Here is a 19,756-nt window from a genome sequence, read left to right on the forward strand (position 1 = left end):
GACAGCAAACTTCGCAGCCGGAATGCGCGATGCTCTGCCGAATCCCGAATCCCGAATCAAAGCGACACCGCCGCCTCGCGCGTCACCCGGCTCAAGGTATCGCCGCTGATCTCGGCGATGGAGCGTGCGCCGGTCAGCGTCATTGCCACGCGCATCTCGCGTTCGATCAGGGTCAGCAGGTTCTCCACACCGGCCTGCCCGCCCGCCGCCAGCGCGTAGACGAAAGCGCGGCCCAGCAACACCGCGTCGGCGCCGAGCGCGAGCATGCGCACCACGTCCAGACCGCTGCGGATGCCCGAGTCGGCCAGGATCTTCAGCTGCCCCTTCACCGCATCGGCAATCGCCGGCAGCGCGCGCGCGCTGGACAGCACGCCGTCCAGCTGGCGCCCACCATGGTTGGAGACCACGATGCCGTCGGCACCGAAGCGCACCGCATCGCGGGCATCGTCCGGGTCCAGGATCCCCTTGATCAGCATCGGTCCGGTCCAGAACTCGCGAATCCACTCCAGATCCTTCCACGAGATCGACGGATCGAAATTGGCCGCCAGCCAGCCGATGTAGTCCTGCAGGCCGGTGGGGCTGCCACGATAGGCCGAGATATTGCCCAGGTCGTGCGGCTTGCCGAGCAGGCCCACATCCCAGGCCCAGCGTGGGTGCGTCACCGCCTGCAGCATGCGCCGCAGCGAGGCGTTCGGCCCGCTCATGCCCGAATGCGCATCGCGGTAGCGCGCGCCCGGCGTGGGCATGTCCACGGTGAACACCAGCGTGGTCACACCCGCCGCCTTGGCGCGCTCCAGCGCATTGCGCATGAAGCCGCGGTCCTTCAACACGTACAGCTGGAACCACATCGGCCGTTCGATCGCCGGCGCCACTTCCTCGATCGGGCAGACCGACACCGTGGACAGGGTGAACGCAATGCCGCGCGCCGCCGCCGCGCGGGCGGCCTGCACTTCGCCGCGGCGTGCGTACATGCCGGTCAGCCCCACCGGTGCCAACGCCACCGGCATCGCCAGGGTTTCGCCGAACAGCTCGGTGCTCAGGCTCAGGTCGGACATGTTGCGCAGCACCCGCTGGCGCAGCGCGATATCGGCCAGGTCCGACACATTGCGCCGCAAGGTGTGCTCGGCGTACGCGCCGCCATCGATGTAATGGAACAGGAAGGGCGGCAAGCGTGCTTGCGCAGCGGCGCGGTAGTCGGAAGCGGCGGAAATGATCATCGAAGACGAGGCGGGGGCGGGGGAGCCGCCGAGTGTAAGGCGATCGGTACGGCGGGTGGGTCATCCGGCGCTCGGTGCCGCGCCGTGCGGTACCGCGACGACCGCTGCGGCGACCTTCGCGCAGTGGCGGCGGGGCAGGACCGCGGCGCAATGCCGGCACGCCCCGCAAGGCGCGCCGGCCCACGTGTGATCGATCACTCCGGCGGCAGCTTGGAGATCGCGATCCCGATGATCAGCGGCTGGTCGGAGGTCGTGGTCCCGGTGAAGCTCTGCCCGGACTCGCTCAGGCTCCAACCGGCCTTCTCGCTGCCGCCCTCGGCCTCGAAGGTGAACGGCCCGATGCGCAGCCCGGTCGAGGCTTTGAACTTCTCGGAGAATTTGCTGAAGGACGCTTTGCTGGTGGTGATGGTGAAGGTCGGCTTGTAGCCCACGTACATGCCGGTCTTGAGCAGGCCGAAGAAGCCCTTCTCGCCGAACACTGCCTGGGTTCCGTCCTCGCCGAACGCGCTGTAGCCCTTCACGAACGGGCCGTTGCGCTTGCTGCGCACGAACGGGCCGTTGTACCAGTCGCTGGGCTGGATCTGAATCAGGTCCAGTGCCTCGAACTCCACCGACACGTTCAATTCGTTGTCGGTCTCGAACGCGTCGATGCGCTGCCACTTGCCGTCCACGTGCACTTCCCAGAACAGCTGACGGATCTTGGCCGAACCGCCGGCCCAGGTCTTGCTGTAATCGTAGGCCGCATCGCGGTTGTTGAAGCCCATGGTGGCCCCCGCCGGGCCCTGGCCGGCCTGCACCGCATCGACCCATTCGCTGGCGTTCTGCGCCACCGACCAGTTCGGCACCAGCGGGAACTTGGACAGCGCCGGATCGTTGAGCTTGGCGTAGAAGTCGTGATTGGCCATCTGCTTCTGCGCATCGGGCAGGCCCGGCGTGTTGGCCTGCGCCACCAGCGCGTTGTAGGTGATCTGCGCCTGCTCCATCTTGGTCTGCATGCTGGCGATCTTGGTCTGCCAACCGGCGCCGGCCGGCGAACCCAGCCATTTGGTGAAGGTCGGGTCGTTGTCGGTGACCTCGTCCTGGTAGGTCGACCGCGCCTGGTTGTAGGCGATGGTGTAGCCATTGCTGGCCGCGGTCAGCGCGTCGTCGGCGGCCTTGATCCTCTGCCGCAGCGTGGCATCGTCGGTTGCCGCAGGAATCACGTTGAGGAATTCCTGGTAGGCCTGATTGAAGCGGTCCCCGCTGGACACGAAGGCGCCGACCGCACTCCATTGCGGCGACGTGGAGCAGAAGTCGTACTGCGCGGTACCGATGAAGCCGGGCTGCTGCAACGGCCAGGCCCAGGTCGTGAACGGATAGACCATCTGGAAGGTGTCCGGGCTGGCCCCGATGGCCTCGGTCAGCGCGCGGTACAGCAGGCCCCAGGGCTTCTGATCGTAGTCCGCGGCCTGCAGTGCGGCGGCGTCCTGGCGGCGTTGCGCAGCGGTCTGGCGGAACAGCGACACCGGGGAATCGTGCTCCACGGCGGCCGGGGTAGCGGAAGCGTTGTCGGTATGGGTGAGCATGGGTGCGTCTCGATGGACCGCAGCGGGCGCCGCGGCAGGTGCCTTGGGGCCGCCGGCAGCGCGGCGGTGACGTCCGGTCGGCACGGAGCCGGACGGCAGCCACCGTGCCGCGCCGGCACGCGGCGTCGCCTTACCGCAACCTGCCGGAAGGCAAGTCCATGCGCCGCCTCGGATTTCCGCGGCGCACGCGCGCTGGCGGCAGCGTCAGTGACGGCATGCCAGACACGCGATGGTGCGCGCTGGCCGCAACCGTAAGCTGGCCGTCAGGTCCGCGCGGCGGGCCGGCTGCAGGGTGGCGCCGCGGCCCCTCGCGCCGCCCGGAGACCGCATCGCGCGCTCCGGTCTCCGACCAGGGCTGCCGTCATGAACGTATTGCGCAAGTGCGTCTTGCTGATGTTGTCGCTGCTGTTCGCTGCATGCAGTGCGCCCGTCCCGCGATCTGCACCCGCGGCGTCGCCGCAGGCGCTGTTCAAGGGCAACGACGTTTCCGAAGCCGATGTGATCAGGCGTTCCCAACTGGAAGGCTGTCAGCTGATCCCGTACGACACCAGGCGCAGCACCTGCGTGGACCAGAACGACGGTCTGCATGACGCGAGCGCCTGCGGTGCGTTGGCGTGCCAGCAGGCGGCGGGCGCAGCAGCCAACCGCCAGCGCCTGGCGGCATGGCAGAACTGCGTGGACCGACGCACCCTGATCAATGGCGCGTTCGACAACACGCTCAAGGATCTGGACGCCTTCAAGAAGGGGCCGAGCTACAAGGGCTGGAAGCAGCAGGGCAAGAACGCGATGGCCGAGGTGATCCGCAAGATCAAGCTGGGCCAGTCAGGGCATGCGATCGCGCTGAAGAACGCGACCAGCACCTTGAACGACTGCAAGAAGATCGTGCGCTGAACGGCAGTCCCTGGCGGATGGGGTCCGCCAGGGACGTCTTGCGTTTTTCTGGATAAAAAAACAACTGATTGTTTTACAAGGATTTTTGGCACCCTGCAGTAATCTGCCCACAACCGTAAGGTTGCCGTCAGGTCACATCCCGGCCCCTGGACGATGGTCCTTGCGCGGCCGATGGAGCCGCTCGGGGACGCGTGGCGCTCCGGTCCGCTGCGGAGTTCGTCATGCGCCTGATCCGGGTCCTCGTTGTGCTGATCGTCGTGCTGTCCACCAGTGCCTGGGTGGCGCCCACCCAGGCGGAATTGCCCGCCAGCTGGACCCAGGCCGCGCTGCTGACCTAGGGTGAGGCGGCCGAGCGCGATCCGCGATCTATGGATGGTCGTGGCGAGCGGCGGTGCAGGGGGGCCTGGCCGGCGCGCGTTTCAGCTGGATCACGCGGTCCGCCCGATGCCGATGCGCCTGTGCCCCCCCGGGCGTGACAGACACGGGTCGCGGTGATGACGATGGTCTCGATCCCTGCAGTGGCACGCGGTCAGATGACCTCACTTTCAGTCACCACGCCGACCGGCTCCGGCCAGGTGTTGCTTCCAGCCGAAACCCCGAGCTGGTCGCGGAGTGATGTCCTGCTGAAGTTGCCTGGCAACGACCGACAGAAGCGTTGCCCTGTTGTCGCACTGCCTGTCGCGGAGGCTGCCTGGCGGAGAACCGTCAGGCAGATACCGCGTCGACTTGGAGCGGCTGACAGAACGTCGCGAGCGGTCGTCAGGTGGGTGTGGACGGCGCGCAGGAACCGGAGTGTACGTGTGGTACACGCCGATCCCGAGCACCGGCCGCGCCCGACTGGCGGGGAGCGCAGTCGTTTTGTCAGCCGTTCTTATTTGGGCGAGATTTGCGGATCGTTGCCGACCTGTGGGTCGCAACTGAAGAGCAGCTTGCGCTTTTCGTCCTCGATGATCACGGTAAAGAAGATCAAGGTCGCCTTGTTGTTGCGGTTGACGACCGAGACGCTGCGCCCGTCCTCGGCAATGTGCGGCTTCTTGATCTGGTCATGCGCATCCGAACTGAGCAGGCTGCGGATGCGGAACTGATAGGGAACCTCGTCGTCGAAGCGGTATAGCAGGGTCACGTCCTGCTGTCCCTTGCCCACCAGCAGAAGATCCGGCGAAAAGCTGTAGAAGTACTCGCCTTTCCCGGTATTGCCGCCGAATTCCACGCGCGCCACGGTCAAGGTGACGACCACGGTCGACTTGGCCTTGCCTTTTTCCTTCGTGATCAATTCAGTCATGACTTGTCCTTTTCCTTGAAAAGCGGGGCATAGAGGGAGACGAACTCCGGGTGGCGGTAGCCCGCTTGATACAGCCATCCGAGCTGTTGCGTAACGGCGGTGCGTCGACCCAGGTGCACCTGGGCATGGATCCAGGGGTCGAGCAGGGTCTTGTCGCGGCTGTTGACTGCATCGCTGCCGAGCACTGCCGCCGCGCGCAGCCAGGCGCCACGTGCGCCAGCGTCATCGCCGGTCGCAGCGCGCTGTTCCCCATCCCAGACCAGCGCCTGGGCCAATGCTGCACGCCCGAGCACTTCATCGGGTTTGGCGCGGTGCAAGCCATCCAGCCGCGCAATGATCGAAGCGAAATCCTGCGCGCCCGGCGCGGCGTGTGTTGCGCGCAATCGCTGCTGGCGCAACACGATGATGGCGTCCAGCCATTGCCATTCCGGCAGCGGCTCGGCCTGCTGGAGCAACTCGGCCATCGTCTGGTGGGCCTGCGCCAGATGCTGCGTGGCCTGCTCGGGGTGCCCGTCCAGCGCAGCGACCCAGCCGGCCTGTGCATAAGCGTGCGCCAGATCGCGCTGCCAGGGGAGATTGTCCGGCTGCAGCGCTGCCAATGGCTGCAGCAGGCGCAGGCTGTCCTGCGCATCGGCTTGCGCCTGCTGCAGGCGGCCACGTGCCAGCGCCAGGTTGGAGGCGCGAAGCAACGCGCCGGCCAGGCGGCGCTGCCAGGCATGCGCCTGCGGATCCTTGCCCACCAGCACGCGCAGCAGCGCAATCTGCTCGCGGTAGCCCTGCTCGGCAGGTGCCAGCAATCCCTGGTTCTCCTGTGCCAGGCTCAGTCCCGACAGACTGTCGACCAATTCGTAGCGCAGCGATACGTTATCCGGACTGCGCGCGGTAAGCGCCCGTTTGAGCGCGATGTCACGCGCAAAGAAGCCGATCGCCGTGGAGGTATCGCCCTGGGTCGTGGCAAGCATGCCCATGTTGTTCAGCGCGTAGGACAGTTCCAGCTGCCAATGCGGATCGTCCGGCTTGCTGCGGGCCAGCCACTCGCTGGCAGCCAGGTACCGCTGCCATTGCGCTCGCGCCACTGCGAACCGCTTGGTGCGGTAGGCCATGTTGCCCAGCCAATACGCCGTCTGGCCTGTCTCTGCGTATGCATCCACTGTATCGGGCGCACGCGCACGCGCCTGTTCGGCGACAGCGGCAGCCCGCGTAAATGCCGCATGCGCCTCATCCAGCTTGCCCTGATTCATCAACACTTCGCCGGTGGTCCGCAGGGCGCGTGCGTGGTTGATCAGATCGCCGGTGTGCATGCGCGTGCTGGGCAGATCTTCCAGATACCTCAGCGCACGGCTGCCCACGCTGTCGAGCAGCTTGAGATTGCCCACGGTACGCAACTGCTCGGCCAGATCGCCCAGCATGTAGCTCACCAGCTGCTGCGCCTGGTCGCGGCGTTCTTCTGCCACCTGCTGTGCCTGCCGTGCGCGCCATCCCAGCAGCAGCGAGGCGCTGGCCAGCATCACCAGCAACGCGGCAGCGGCGGTATACAGACCGCTGCGGCGCTGCCGGGAACGCTCGCAGGCCCGCAGGAACGCCAGCTCGGTGGCCTGCAGATCCTGCGGCATGCGCCGTGCCGCCTCGCGCGCCTCGCTCAGCGGGCGCCCGCTGTTGAGCAGGTGATCGTTGCGCCGGCCCTCGGCTGCCCAGCGTTGCGCGGCCAGTTGCAGCCGCTTGCGTGCCTGCAGCAGGCGGCGGTTCTCGTGGATCCACTCGGTGGCGCGCGGCCACTGCCGCAGCAGCGCTTCGTGCGCCACCGCGAACCCGGGCTCGCCGGCCACCAGCTCGCTGACGAACAGGCGCGCCTGTACGAAGGCATCCACCAGCGCGCGCGCGCCGCTTGCGTCGGGCAGCGCCGACCACAGCGCACGCCGCGCGGTCACTGCGTCGCTGTCGGGGTGGATCACGCTCAGCAGGGTCAGCACCTGGCCCAACGCCGCCTGGGCATCGGCCGGCAATGCGCCGAAGGTGCGCTCGGCGTGATGCGCCAGTGCGCCTTCCAGCCCGCCCAGCGCGCGGTAGGCCGCAAAGGTGAGCAGGCCGTCGTCGCTGCGTTGCGCATGCAGCGCATGCAACAGGTGCTGCAGCAGCGGCAGGGCGTCGGGCTGGCGCGCGGTGGCATCGCGCAGCACATCGTCCAGGTGGCTGGCGCTGTCGCGGTCCTGCTCGAAGCGTAGCCCGGCCATTGCGGCGGGCACGCGGATGATCTGGGCGATCTCGCCATCGCGCGGCGGCAGCAGGTCCACATGCCCATCGCCGTGCTTGAGCTCGACGATGTCGGGCACCACATCGATCAGGCGCGGGTAGAAGTCGCTGCGCGCGAGCATCAGCACCGCCACGTGCGCGCTGCCGCACAGGGCCCGCAAGGCCGCAGCCAGCGCGGCGCGGTCGGCATCGGTGATGCCGGGCGTGGCCACCATCGCCTCGGCATGGTCGATCACCAAGAGCAGGTGCCGCTGTGCCGGTGCGCCTTCGCGTGCCGGCGCGGCGTGACGCATCGCCTCGGCAATGGCGGCATGCAAGGCAGCGGGGTGCTGCAGCCAGTCCGGCAGCCGCGCCATCTGCGCTGGCGAAAACACCGCGCGCTGGCTCGGTTCCCAGTCACCGAGCGCACGCGCCACGGTGGCCAGCACATCGCCGCCGCGGCACTGCGCCAGGTTGCAGGACGCAACCGCCAGCGCTTCCAACCCATCCAACCCGCCCGGCTGGGTCAGCAGCGGCACCACGCCTGCGCGCAGCAACGAGGTCTTGCCGCAGCCGCTGGCGCCACTGAGCAGCACCAGCCCGCGCCGGTTGTGCAACTGCGCACGCAGCGCCGCCGCGACCTGGGCGATCGCATGGCTGCGTCCGAAGAACACCTGCGCATGCGCCGGATCGAACGCCTGCAGCCCCACATACGGGCTGCCGTGGCTCCAGCTCTGCGTGCCCGGCAGCGCGCCGCGATAGTCCTCGGGAAACACCACCTTCGGCAGCAGCCGGTATCCGCGCTTGCGGATGGTTTCGATGAAGCGCGGCTGGCGGCTGTCGTCGCCGAGCTTGCGGCGTAGCTGGGCGATGGTCTTGTGCACCGGATTGTCGCCGTAGAAGCTGCCGTGCCAGACCTCGATCAGCAATTGCTCGGCACTGACCACTTCGCCGGCGCGCTCGGCCAGCGCGATCAGCACCTCCATCATGCGCGGTTCCAGCGCGGTGGTCTGGCCGCCGTCGATCACCACCAGCCGTTCCGGTTCCACCAGCAACGCGCCCAGGCGGAACCGTGGCACCGAGCCAAGTTGCGTGACGCGCTCGCTACGAAGGGACATGCAGTCAAACACCGGTCGTACAGCTGGAAGGGGCCTCGACGATCGCCAACAGGCGCGGCCAGGCACGGCACGGCAGGGCGAAAACGTAGCATAGCCGGCGCTGGCGGACTTCGATTGGGGTCGCTGTTTCCGGCGGCGTGGCTGGGCCATGGTGGTGCGAACGCTGCCGCGGCCGGCGGCCTGTCCCTGCATCCATACAGCAGCGTGTGTTGCGCATCAGGCTGTTTCGCGCGCGCCACACGCACTAAGATGCCGCCAGCATCTTGCCGACCAGGAGTCCACGTTGATCATCCATCCCAAAGTGCGCGGTTTCATCTGCACGACCACGCATCCGCTTGGTTGCGAGCGCAATGTGCTCGAACAGATCGCCGCCACGCGCGCGCGCGGCGTGCGCAACGACGGGCCGAAGAAGGTGCTGGTGATCGGCGCGTCCAGCGGCTACGGCCTGGCCTCGCGCATCACCGCCGCCTTCGGCTTCGGTGCCGACACGCTGGGCGTGTTCTTCGAAAAGCCCGGCACCGCCACCAAGGCCGGCACCGCCGGCTGGTACAACTCCGCCGCGTTCGACACCCATGCCAAGGCCGCCGGCCTGTACAGCAGGTCGATCAACGGCGATGCGTTCTCCGACGCCGCGCGCGCCAAGGTCATCGAGCTGATCAAGACCGAGATGGGCGGCCAGGTGGATCTGGTGGTGTATTCGCTGGCCTCGCCGGTACGCAAGCTGCCTGGCAGCGGCGAAGTGAAGCGCTCGGCGCTCAAGCCGATCGGCCAGACCTATACCGCCACCGCGATCGACACCAACAAGGACACCATCATCCAGGCCTCGATCGAGCCGGCCACCGAACAGGAGATCGAAGACACGGTCACCGTGATGGGCGGGCAGGACTGGGAACTGTGGATCGATGCGCTCGACAGCGCGGGTGTGCTCGCCGATGGCGCACGCAGCGTGGCCTTCAGCTACATCGGCACCGAGATCACCTGGCCGATCTACTGGCACGGCGCGCTCGGCAAGGCCAAGGTGGATCTGGACCACACCGCGCAGCGCCTGAACGCGCGCCTGGCCAAGCGCGGTGGCGGTGCCAATGTCGCCGTGCTCAAGTCGGTGGTGACCCAGGCCAGTGCGGCTATTCCGGTGATGCCGCTGTACATCTCCATGGTCTACAAGATCATGAAGGAAAAGGGCCTGCACGAAGGCACCATCGAACAGCTGGACCGCCTGTTCCGCGAACGCCTCTACCGCGAAGACGGCCAGCCAGCCGAAGTGGATGACGAAAATCGCCTGCGCCTGGACGACTGGGAACTGCGCGACGACGTGCAGAACGCCTGCAAGGCGTTGTGGCCGCAGGTCACCACCGAAAACCTGTTCCAGCTCACCGACTACGCCGGCTACAAGCACGAGTTCCTCAAGCTGTTCGGCTTCGAACGCGCCGATGTGGATTACGACGCCGATGTGGCGACGGACGTCAGCTTCGATTGCATCGAGTTGGATTGACTGCCGGGATTGGGGATTGGGGATTCGCAGGAGCGAGCGCCTGGCGCTGCGAGTTTCCGCGCTGATGCACTCGAGAACGGCCGGTAGAGATACCGGCCGTTTCCATAAGTGTCGGTGCTCGGTCCTACGGCGCGCTGTGTGACCATACGCTGACATGGCGCAGGCTGGGAGGGGGAGTGGTGGTTCCCGCCGAGGCGCAACGTCTGCGTTATCCAGGAGGATTCCCCGCACCAGCCGCGCGCGCCTGGCGGCTGCAGAGCTGCGGCCTCCGTACCCTCATCCGCCCTTCGGGCACCTTCTCCCGAGGGGAGAAGGGAGAAACACGCGCAGCACGCGCCGCTTTCCCATTCCCGATTCCCGGCGCGTCAGCGCTTCACATCGAATCGCGCATCGCCCACGCAGGCCTGCACATCGGCCACCGACAGTGGATTGAAATCGCCGGGAATCGAATGCTTCAGGCAACCGGCGGCCAGGCCGAAGCGCACCGTGTCTTCCAGCGGCCAGCCTTCGATCAGGCCGTGCAGCACGCCGGCCGCAAACGCATCGCCACCGCCGATACGGTCGATGATCGGGGTCAGTTCCTCGCTGGGCGCACGCGCCACGGCGCCTTCGCGCGGCACCAGCATCGCGCCCAGGCTGTGGTGGTCCACGTTATGCGCCACGCGTTGCGTGCATGCCATCAGCTGCAGCTGCGGGAAGGCAGCGAAGGCCTGTTGCGCAGCCGCTTCCACGCGCGCTTCCAGCGTGTCCTGCGCGAACTCGCCACCCAGCACCACGCCGATGTCGCGGTAATCGGCGAACACCACATCCGCACAGGCGAACAGCTGATGCAGGATGCCGCGCGCATCGCCCTGCCAGCGTTGCCACAGCTTGGGCCGGTAATTGCCGTCGAAGGAAACCTTGACCCCGGCCGCACGCGCCGCGCGCGCGGCTGCCAGCGTGGCCTGCGCCACCTCCGCACCCAGCGCGGGGCTCACGCCCGACAGGTGCAGCCACTGCGCGCCCTCGAGCAGGCGCGGCCAGTCGTAGGCATCGGCGGGCGCCAGCGCAAACGCCGAATCGGCGCGGTCGTAGACCACTTCGCTGGGGCGGTGGATCGCCCCGGTGGTCAAAAAGTACAAGCCCATGCGGCCATCCACGCGCCGCACGTCGCGGGTGTCCACCGCATGGCGGCGTAGTTCGCCCAGCACCGCCGCACCCAGCGGGTTGTCCGCGACCGTGCTCACCATGGACACCTCGTGGCCGAAGTGCGCGAGCGACACGCCGACGTTGGCCTCTGCACCACCGCAGTGCACATCCAGTCGCGGTTGCTGCAGCAGCAATTCGTGGCCGGGCGCTCCCAGGCGCAGCAGCAACTCTCCAAAACACAGGATGCGGGCTCGACTCATGCGGCAATACCTCGGCTGGGTGAAGCGTCACGGCCGGGCGACCATGATGCATAACGATGACCATCGGTGTCATTCTAGCCCCCGCAGATCGGAGCCGGCGAGACCCATGATGCGGTATGCCGCGACCGACTTCGCACCATTTCGGCGAAATCCGGACGCATTTCTGCTGCGCTGCAAGATGTTGAACGGTGATTCAGCTGGTAACGTCTTTTTGACCAGCGGTGTCATTAGCCGCGCACACCCCCACATTTCACATTGTTCATGGACCCTTGGGAGGGGAGGACATGCAATTTCGGACCACCAGCCGGAAGACACCGGTTACCTTGCTGGCATTGTCGATCGGCCTGGCGCTGAGCGGCCACGCGCTCGCGCAAGACGCCGCCGCCCAATCACCTGCCGAGCCCGCCGTGGACCTGGACACCGTCACGGTGACCGGCTACCGCGCCAGCGTGGAAAAGGCCCTGGACATCAAGCGCGGCGAAGCCGGCGTGGTCGATGCCATCGTCGCCGAAGACATCGGCAAGTTCCCCGATCTCAACCTGGCCGAGTCGCTGCAGCGCATTCCCGGCGTGGTGATCACCCGCGAAGCCGGTGAAGGCCGCGCCATTTCGGTGCGTGGCCTGGGCCCGGAGTTCACCCGCGTGCGCATCAATGGCATGGAAGCGCTCACCACCGTGGGCGCCGGCGACCAGAGCGGCGGCACCAACCGCGGCCGCGGCTTCGACTTCAATGTGTTCGCCTCTGACCTGTTCTCGCAGCTGATCGCGCGCAAGACGGCCTCGGCCGATGTGGAAGAAGGCTCGCTGGGCGCCACCGTCGACCTGCGCACCGCGCGCCCGTTCGACTACGACGGCTTCACTTTCGCCGCCAGCGGCCAGGCCGCCTACAACGCCATGGCAGAGAAGGCCAACCCGCGCGTGGCCGCGTTGATCGCCAATACCTGGGCCGACAACACCTTCGGCGCGCTGCTGTCGGTGGCGTTCACCGAACGCGAAGTGCTGGAAGAAGGCGCCAACACCGGCCGTTGGGCCAACGGCACCAGCAACGGCGGCTTCAACGCGGCCTCGCCGTTCGCCGCCGCCCGCTCGGCCAACGTCTATCACCCGCGCTTCCCGCGCTACACCCAGCAGATCCACGACCAGCAGCGCCTGGGCGTGACCGGGGCACTGCAATGGAAGCCCTCCGACCGCACCACGCTGTCGCTGGACATGCTGTATTCCAAGATCGATGCCAAGCGCGACGAGCACTACATCGAAGCGATCTCCTTCAGCCGTAACCGCGACGGGCTCACCCCGCGTCGCCCGGTGCGCGACGGCAAGCCGGGCACCATCGTGCGCAATGGCGAGATCCGCAACAACGCGCTGGTCTACGGCGAGTTCGACAACGTCGACATCCGCTCGGAGAACCGCCACGACGAGTGGAACACCGAGTTCAGGCAGATCAGCTTCGACGTGGAGCATCGCTTCAACGATGCCTTCAGCATGAATGCCCGGGTGGGTACTTCGCGCTCGGCGCACGAGAACCCGATCCAGACCACCATCATCATGGACAAGTACGATGTCGATGGGTACAGCTACGACTACCGCGGCAACAGCCGCGCGCCGGTGCTGAACTACGGCATCAACCCGACCGATCCCAATGGCTGGGAACTGGCCGAAATCCGCCTGCGTCCGCAGTCGGTGGACAACGACTTCGATACCGGCCAGATCGACTTCAACTGGAACATCAGCCCTGGCTTCCGCCTCAAGGGTGGCGTGCTGGCAAAGAACTACAGCTTCAACACGGTCGAGTTGCGCCGCGCCAACGAGCTGGCCGTGCCAAATTTCGCCGGCGGCACCCCGATCGTGCCGGTGAGCTTCACCGAACAGGCCGGTCTGAAGGGCATCAACGGCAGCCCGGCGGACTGGGTGGTACCGAACCTGGATGCAGTGGCCAACCAGTTCGGCATCTACAGCAACAGCGGTACCTTCGCCGTGGCGCCGCGCGTCAACAACAGCCGCAGCGTCGAAGAGAAGGATCGCGGCGTGTGGTTGATGGGCGAGTTCTCCACCGACCTGGGCTCCATTCCGCTGTCGGGTAACTTCGGCGTGCGCTATGTGGAAACCGAGCAGGAATCCACCGGCTATGCGCTGATCAACAACGCACCGGCGCTGACCACGGTGGGCCGCAAGTACAGCAATACGCTGCCCTCGTTCAACCTGGTCGCCGAGCTGGCACCGGACCTGCTGCTGCGCCTGGGCGCGGCCAAGGTCATGAGCCGTCCCGGCCTGGGCAGCCTCACCCCGGGCGTCACCGTGGCGGTGGCCGGCGGCGCGCGCACCGTGGCCGGCGGCAACCCGGATCTGGACCCGATCGAAGCCACCAACGTCGACCTCGGCCTGGAGTGGTACTTCAACGAAGGCGCGATGCTGGGCGTTGGCGTGTTCTACAAGGACATCGAAAGCTTCATCCAGACCGCGCGCGAAGTGCGCCCGTACTCCAGCAGTGGCCTGCCGGCCTCGTTGCTGGACGGCACCGGCGCCAGCGTCAACGACGACTTCGCCTTCAGCATCCCGCTCAACACCCCGGGCGGCGAACTGAAGGGCGTGGAAGCCAACTACACCCAGCCTTTCACCTTCCTGCCGGGCAAGTGGGCCAACCTGGGCGTGCAGCTCAACTACACCTGGGTCGATTCGCAGATCCAGTATCTGGCCAGCACCGGCGCGCCGGTGATGAAGAACGACCTGCTGGGTCTGTCGCGCTCGTCGTGGAATGCCACGCTGTTCTACGAAGGCGACACCTTCGCAGGCCGCATCTCGGCCACCAACCGCGACGATTACCTCACCCAGGCACCGGGTGCGGAAGCCGGCTTCAACGTCGATGGCGTGCACGGCATGACCGGCACCACCATGATCGATGCCTCGCTGCGCTACAAGATCAGCAAGCAGCTGGAGCTGAGCCTGGAAGGCATCAACCTCACCAACGAAGCCCAGGACGAGTGGGTGTCCTCGCCGCGCACCGGCCAGCTGCCGCTGCAGTACGCCGAAACCGGCCGCCAGTACCTGCTGGGCCTGCGTTACAAGTACTGACCGTTGTCCGCCCGCTGCGCGCATGCGCAGCGGGCCCCATTCCGATCCCCCATCGCGTCTGCGTCCTGCGCCCGATTCCGCGTGCGCAGGCAGCGCGGTGGGCACACGTTTCGAGCGCCCCACATCACGTCGCGCGCATTCGCCAGACGCGCAGCAGGTTCGCTGCCCGCGTCATGCAGTTACCGGTGGCCTCGGGGGAGGCCATGCGCGCGTCATTGCAGCAGTGCCATGGAGAGAGCCGCATCATGCATGTCCGTTCGCGCCGTTCCGCCCGTGTGGCGGCCCTCCGTTTGCCCACCGCCCGCCTGTCGGTCGCCATCGTGCTGGCCCTGCAGGCGGCCAGCGCCGTTGCGCAGACCGCGCCGGCAGCGGCCACCGATGCGGTGGATCTGGACCGCGTGCAGGTCAAGGCCACCTATCGCGAAAGCCTGCAGCAATCGCTGGACACCAAGCGCTACAGCGTGGAGCAGGTCGATGCCATCCACGCCGAAGACATCGGCAAGTTCCCCGATCTGAACCTGGCCGAATCGATGCAGCGCATCGCCGGCGTGTCGATCGATCGCGAAGGCGGCGAGGGCAAGCAGATCTCCGTGCGTGGCCTGGGCTCGGACTTCACCCGCGTGCGCGTCAACGGGCTGGAAGCGCTGGCCACTGCCGGCAGCGGCAGCGATGGCGTCAACCGCAGCCGCGGTTTCGATTTCAACACCTTCGCCTCCGAACTGTTCAGCCGCGTCACCATCAGCAAGACCCAGTCGGCGCAGACCGACGAAGGCTCGCTGGGCGCCACCGTCGACCTGCGCGGCTCGCGCCCGTTCGACTTCGATGGTTTCGAGGCCGCCGCTTCCGCGCAGTACGGCTACAACGATCTCTCGCGCGAGAACGACCCGCGTTTCTCCGGCCTGATCAGCAACATCTGGGCCGACGGCCGTGTGGGCGCCCTGCTGTCGGTGTCCTACAGCGAACGCCACCTGCGCGAGGAAGGCTACAACCCGGTGCGCTGGGAGCACGGCAACTACCGCAACTCCAACCAGAGCACCGCCACCAACAACGGCACCTACGGCTTCTGCTCGCCGGTGGGCTACAACCCGCAGACCCCGCGCAACCCGTTGTCGAACGAAACCCGCGCCGGCGTCGGCTCGCAGGCCAACCAGGACCGCAACAATGGCTGGGGCAGCTACGGCATCAGCGCCACCACCTGCGGTACCGGCATCCCGCGCCCGGCCAATACGCCGGAGAACATCCAGGCCTACGAAACCGCCACCGATGCCTGGATTCCGCGTTACCCGCGCTATATCCGCACCGATCACCAGCTGGAGCGGCTGGGTGTCACCGGCGCGCTGCAGTTCAAGTTCAGCGACGACACCCTGCTGAACGTCGACATGCTGTATTCCAAGCTGGACAAGGACCAGCGCGAGGACTCGGTCGGCGCCAACCTGCACCGCACCGCCAACTTCGGCGGCAAGACCCAGATCGCGGTGCGGCAGGCGCAGGTGGACGCGCAGAACCGCCTCACCTACGGCGTGTTCGACAACGTCGACTTCCGTACCGAATCCAGCAACATCGAGGAATCCACCGAGTTCAAGCAGTTCAGCCTGGACCTGCAGCACCGCTTCAACGATCAGGTGCGCGTCAACGCGCTGCTCGGCCATTCGACCTCGGATTACGAACGCCCCGAGTTCTCGATGGTGAGCTTCGACAACACCAACCTGGACGGCTTTGTGCTCGACCGCCGCGGTGGCGGCGACTACCCCAGCATGAGCTTCCCGTTCGACGCCGGCGACACCAACAGCTGGCGCTGGCTGGGCTACGGCGCGGTGCCGGTCAACAGCAACGGCACCGCCCGCGGCAGCAACATCAGCGAAGTGCGGCTCAACCCGCAGTCGGTGCGCAATACCTTCGACACCGCCAAGGTGGATCTGGAATTCAACATCGATCCCACCTTCACCTTCCGCACCGGCCTGGCCTACAAGGACTACGACATGGACACGTCGGAGTCGCGCAACATCTCCTATGGCCGACTGTCGCAGGCCTTGCCGGCCGGGGTGGGCGTCGGCGATCTGAGCAAGACACTGGACGGTTTCGGCCGCAGCTTGAACGGCAACTTCCCCACCACCTGGGTGATTCCGGATTTCCAGAAGGTCGCCGACCTGCTCAACATCAACTGCAACTGCGACACCGGTGTGCCCGGCGGTGACTACCGCATGGCCGACGTCGGTCACTTCGGCTCGTCCAACAACAACTTCGCCGTCAACGAAAAGAGCCTGGGCACCTACCTGCAGCTGGATTTCAACACCGACCTGCTGGGCCGCGCGCTGCGCGGCAACCTGGGTGTGCGCTATGTGCAGACGCAGATCGCCGCCAGCGGCTATGCGCCGTGTACGGCCACGGTGGCCGGTGCGATCTCGCCCAACTGCCAGTCGTTCTTCGGCGTGGCCAGCGCTACCGCCGCTGCCGGCGAGCGCCTGCTGGTGCCCACCACCGTCACCCACAACTACCGCGACATCCTGCCCTCGTTGAACCTGTCCTGGGATGTCAGCGACGAGGTGGTGCTGCGCTTCGGTGCGGCCAAGACCATGGCGCGCCCAACGCTGGCGTATCTGTCGCCCAGCGTCAGCGGCGGCCCCACCCAGTACTTCGACGACGGGCGCTTCTTCTCGATCAACCTGGGCAACCCCAAGCTCGATCCGTTCCGCTCGACGAACTACGACCTCAGCGCCGAATGGTATTTCCGCGAAGGCTCGCTGCTGTCGGCGGCGGTGTTCTACAAGGATATCGACAGCTACGTGCAGCGCACCCGCGTGCTCACCACCTGGGAGGCGATGGGCTATTCGCTGGACCTGCTGCCCGCAGGCTTCACCCCGGACACCATCTTCAACGTCCAGAGCTACTTCAATACCCCCGGCGGCCCGCTCAGGGGCTTCGAGCTGACCTATCAGCAGGCCTTCGATTTCCTGCCCGGATTCTGGCGCAACTTCGGCGTGCAGCTCAACTACACCCAGGTCGATTCCAAGATCGATTACCTGTTCAGCACCGCCGGCAACAGCAATACCAGCATCACCACCACCACCACCGAACGCGACCTGCTCAATCTCTCGCCGCAGTCCTACAACGCCACCGTCTATTACGACGACGGCCGCTTCAGTGCGCGCGTGTCCACCAGCTATCGCGACGGCTACATCAACAACATCCTGGCCCAGGAAGACGTCTACGACCTCGACGGTCGGCGCCTGGCCACGGCCGATGTCACCGGTAAATACAGTGTTGAAAACGTCGATTTCAACATGTCCTACAAGGTCAGCGACCAGCTGTCGCTGACCTTCGAGGCCATCAACCTGCTCGACACCCCCGACCGCCGCTACGTCGATTCCACGCTGGAACTGCCCGACAAGTACACCGTGACCGGGCGTCAGTACTACATCGGCGCGCGCTACAAGTTCTGACAGGAGCAACGCATGCAACTGCATCGCAGGATCGTGTTACGTACGCTTGCCGCCACCGCCATGGCGGCGGGGCTCTCCCTCGGTGGCATCGCCCTCGCTGCCGACCCGGTCTATACCGTGGCCAAGCAGGGCAATGCCGGCTACCGCACCGTGCAGGCCGCCATCGATGCCGCCGTGCAAGGCGGCAAACGCGCGCAGATCAAGGTGGGCGCCGGTGTGTATCAGGAGCTGATCGTGGTTCCGGCCAATGCACCCGCATTGAAGCTGACCGGCGCCGGTGCCACGCAAACCGTCATCACCTACGACAACTATGCCTCGCGCATCAATCCGGCCACCGGCAAGGAGTACGGCACCTCGGGCTCGTCCAGCGTCATCATCGCCGGCAACGACTTCACTGCCGAGCAGCTGAGCCTGGGCAACCACGCCGGCCCGGTGGGCCAGGCGGTGGCCGTGCGCGTGGATGGCGATCGCGCCGCGTTCCGCAACGTGCGTTTCCTGGGTTATCAGGACACGCTGTACCTGCGCGGCGCCAAGCTGTCGTACTTCCTCGACTGCTATGTCGAAGGCACGGTGGACTTCGTGTTCGGCGCCGGCACCGCGCTGTTCGAGAACGTGCAGCTGCATTCGCTGGGCGATGGCTATCTCACTGCCGCCTCCACCCCGCAGGAAGCCGCCCGTGGCTTCGTGTTCCGTAATGCGCGCGTCACCGCCGCCAGCGGCGTCTCGCGCGTCCACCTGGGCCGCCCGTGGCGCCCGTATGCCAGCGTCAGCTTCATCAGCAGCCAGCTGGGCAAGCACATCGTGCCCGAAGGTTGGAACAACTGGGGCAACGCCGCCAACGAAGCCACTGCCCGCTACAGCGAATACCAGAGCAGCGGCGCCGGCGCCAACCCGTCGCGCCGCGTGAAGTGGTCGCGCCAGCTCACCGCCGCGCAGGCCGCCGCACTGGACCGCGCCACCATCCTCGGCAACTGGAAGCCTTTCTGATGATCAAGTTCTCCACTCTCGCCTTCACCGGCGCGCTGCTGCTGGCTCCGCTCTCGGCCATGGCCGACAAGATCGCCGACAACATGCTGCTGCTGCAGACCGCGTCGGGCGGCTGGTCCAAGCACTACAAGGGTGTGGCCGTCGACTACACCCGCACCTTCAGTGCGGCGGAAATCGCCGAGCTGCAGAAGCCCGGCCGCAAGGACGACGCCACCATCGACAACAAGGCCACTACCTCCGAAATCGCGTATCTGGCCACTGCCTTCAAGAACGAGAAGAACGCCAAGTACATCGCCGCCGCGCGCCGGGGTGTGGACTATCTGCTCAAGGCGCAATACGCCAACGGCGGCTGGCCACAGTTCTATCCGGATCTGTCGTCCTATCACCATCAGATCACCTACAACGACGATGCGATGGTGCGCGTGCTCAACCTGCTGCAGGACATCGCCGAGGGCAAGGGCGACACCGGTGCGCAACTGCGCGGCAGCCACGGCGCCAAGTCCACCCAGGCGGTGGCCAAGGGCGTGGAATGCGTGCTCGCCACCCAGGTCAAGATCGGCGGCACGCTCACCATCTGGGGCGCGCAGTACGACGAGGTCACGCTCAAGCCCGCCAAGGCGCGTGCGTACGAGCTGGCATCGCTGGCTTCGAGCGAGTCGGTCAGCATCGTGCGCTTCTTGATGCGCCAGCCAAACCCCTCGGCCAAGATCAAGACCGCAGTGCAGGCGGCCGGTGCCTGGTTCGACACCCACCGCATGCGCGATGTGGCCACCAGGAAGATCGACGACCCCACCCAGGAAACCGGCAAGGACGTGATCCTGGTCGCGCAACCCGGTGCCTCCTTGTGGGCGCGCTTCTACGACCTGCAGAATCAACGCCCCTTGTATGCCAACCGCGACGGCAAGGCCTTGACCGAGTACATGCAGGTGCCGAACGAGCGCCGCGTGGGGTATGCCTGGCACGGCACCTGGCCGGACAAGTTGTTGAAGGACGAGATTCCCAAGTGGAAGGCCGCAAACGGGCTGTAGTGGACGCAGCCATCGCACCACCGCACGCGGCGCAGGCTGGCGCGCGCAGCA

11 protein-coding genes and 1 other RNA gene are annotated in these 19,756 nt (G+C 66.5%); 6 read left to right on the forward strand and 6 right to left on the reverse strand.

Annotated features, from left to right (window positions below; genetic code table 11):
- Positions 1-56: 56 nt before the first annotated feature.
- Positions 57-1,217 carry an FMN-dependent L-lactate dehydrogenase LldD gene (gene lldD, locus LL964_RS18085; RefSeq protein WP_104588681.1) on the reverse strand — a complete coding sequence of 387 codons (1,161 nt, stop codon included), beginning with the start codon at positions 1,215-1,217 and terminating at the stop codon, positions 57-59.
- A 194-nt stretch (positions 1,218-1,411) separates the two neighbouring features.
- A complete protein-coding gene (locus tag LL964_RS18090; RefSeq protein ID WP_104588680.1) occupies positions 1,412-2,782 on the reverse strand; it encodes a hypothetical protein in 1,371 nt (456 codons plus the stop codon).
- Positions 2,783-3,145: 363 nt separating this feature from the next.
- Here LL964_RS18090 and LL964_RS18095 point away from each other — a divergent pair, with 363 nt between their 5' ends.
- Positions 3,146-3,673, forward strand: a complete 528-nt coding sequence (locus tag LL964_RS18095) for a hypothetical protein (RefSeq protein ID WP_104588679.1) — start codon at positions 3,146-3,148, stop codon at positions 3,671-3,673.
- Positions 3,674-4,406: 733 nt separating this feature from the next.
- Here the strand turns inward: LL964_RS18095 and LL964_RS18100 are convergent.
- The 3 genes from LL964_RS18100 to LL964_RS18110 form a co-directional block, all read right to left on the reverse strand.
- Positions 4,407-4,482, reverse strand: a non-coding RNA gene (locus LL964_RS18100) — sX9 sRNA.
- Positions 4,483-4,544: 62 nt separating this feature from the next.
- Positions 4,545-4,955 (reverse strand): hypothetical protein, encoded by a 411-nt coding sequence (locus LL964_RS18105; protein ID WP_104588678.1) that lies wholly within the window; start codon positions 4,953-4,955, stop codon positions 4,545-4,547.
- Complete coding sequence (locus tag LL964_RS18110; RefSeq protein ID WP_104588677.1) at positions 4,952-8,302, reverse strand: nSTAND1 domain-containing NTPase; 3,351 nt, start codon at positions 8,300-8,302, stop codon at positions 4,952-4,954. The genes LL964_RS18105 and LL964_RS18110 overlap by 4 nt, the downstream gene beginning before the upstream one ends.
- 283 nt (positions 8,303-8,585) lie before the next feature.
- Here LL964_RS18110 and fabV point away from each other — a divergent pair, with 283 nt between their 5' ends.
- The gene (gene fabV, locus LL964_RS18115) at positions 8,586-9,794 is read left to right on the forward strand and encodes an enoyl-ACP reductase FabV (RefSeq protein ID WP_104588676.1); all 1,209 of its coding nucleotides are present in this window, start codon (positions 8,586-8,588) and stop codon (positions 9,792-9,794) included.
- Between the two features lie 365 nt (positions 9,795-10,159).
- Here fabV and LL964_RS18120 read toward each other — a convergent pair whose 3' ends face one another.
- Entirely contained in the window at positions 10,160-11,182 is a 1,023-nt protein-coding gene (locus LL964_RS18120) for a sugar kinase (protein ID WP_104588675.1), read from the reverse strand.
- A 284-nt stretch (positions 11,183-11,466) separates the two neighbouring features.
- On the opposite strand from LL964_RS18120, the gene LL964_RS18125 reads away from it, so the two are divergent.
- From LL964_RS18125 to pelA, 4 genes are all read left to right on the forward strand, one after another.
- Entirely contained in the window at positions 11,467-14,250 is a 2,784-nt protein-coding gene (locus tag LL964_RS18125; RefSeq protein ID WP_104588674.1) for a TonB-dependent receptor, read from the forward strand.
- 245 nt (positions 14,251-14,495) lie between these two features.
- A complete protein-coding gene (locus LL964_RS18130; RefSeq protein WP_104588673.1) occupies positions 14,496-17,690 on the forward strand; it encodes a TonB-dependent receptor in 3,195 nt (1,064 codons plus the stop codon).
- A 12-nt stretch (positions 17,691-17,702) separates the two neighbouring features.
- The gene (locus tag LL964_RS18135) at positions 17,703-18,677 is read left to right on the forward strand and encodes a pectinesterase family protein (protein ID WP_104588672.1); all 975 of its coding nucleotides are present in this window, start codon (positions 17,703-17,705) and stop codon (positions 18,675-18,677) included.
- Complete coding sequence (gene pelA / locus LL964_RS18140; RefSeq protein WP_104588671.1) at positions 18,677-19,705, forward strand: pectate lyase; 1,029 nt, start codon at positions 18,677-18,679, stop codon at positions 19,703-19,705. Before LL964_RS18135 ends, pelA begins: the two co-directional genes overlap by 1 nt.
- Positions 19,706-19,756 lie beyond the last annotated feature (51 nt).

The organism is Xanthomonas melonis, from assembly GCF_020783655.1.
In the GTDB taxonomy this organism is placed as follows: Bacteria; Pseudomonadota; Gammaproteobacteria; order Xanthomonadales; family Xanthomonadaceae; genus Xanthomonas; species Xanthomonas melonis.

Coding starts and splice junctions, on each gene's coding strand:
- LL964_RS18105 (WP_104588678.1), bottom strand. CDS start 4,955: ATGACTGAATTGATCACGAAGGAAAAAGGCAAGGCCAAGTCGACCGTG.
- LL964_RS18135 (WP_104588672.1), top strand. CDS start 17,703: ATGCAACTGCATCGCAGGATCGTGTTACGTACGCTTGCCGCCACCGCC.
- lldD (WP_104588681.1), bottom strand. CDS start 1,217: ATGATCATTTCCGCCGCTTCCGACTACCGCGCCGCTGCGCAAGCACGC.
- LL964_RS18120 (WP_104588675.1), bottom strand. CDS start 11,182: ATGAGTCGAGCCCGCATCCTGTGTTTTGGAGAGTTGCTGCTGCGCCTG.
- LL964_RS18130 (WP_104588673.1), top strand. CDS start 14,496: ATGCATGTCCGTTCGCGCCGTTCCGCCCGTGTGGCGGCCCTCCGTTTG.
- LL964_RS18090 (WP_104588680.1), bottom strand. CDS start 2,782: ATGCTCACCCATACCGACAACGCTTCCGCTACCCCGGCCGCCGTGGAG.
- pelA (WP_104588671.1), top strand. CDS start 18,677: ATGATCAAGTTCTCCACTCTCGCCTTCACCGGCGCGCTGCTGCTGGCT.
- LL964_RS18125 (WP_104588674.1), top strand. CDS start 11,467: ATGCAATTTCGGACCACCAGCCGGAAGACACCGGTTACCTTGCTGGCA.
- LL964_RS18110 (WP_104588677.1), bottom strand. CDS start 8,302: ATGTCCCTTCGTAGCGAGCGCGTCACGCAACTTGGCTCGGTGCCACGG.
- LL964_RS18095 (WP_104588679.1), top strand. CDS start 3,146: ATGAACGTATTGCGCAAGTGCGTCTTGCTGATGTTGTCGCTGCTGTTC.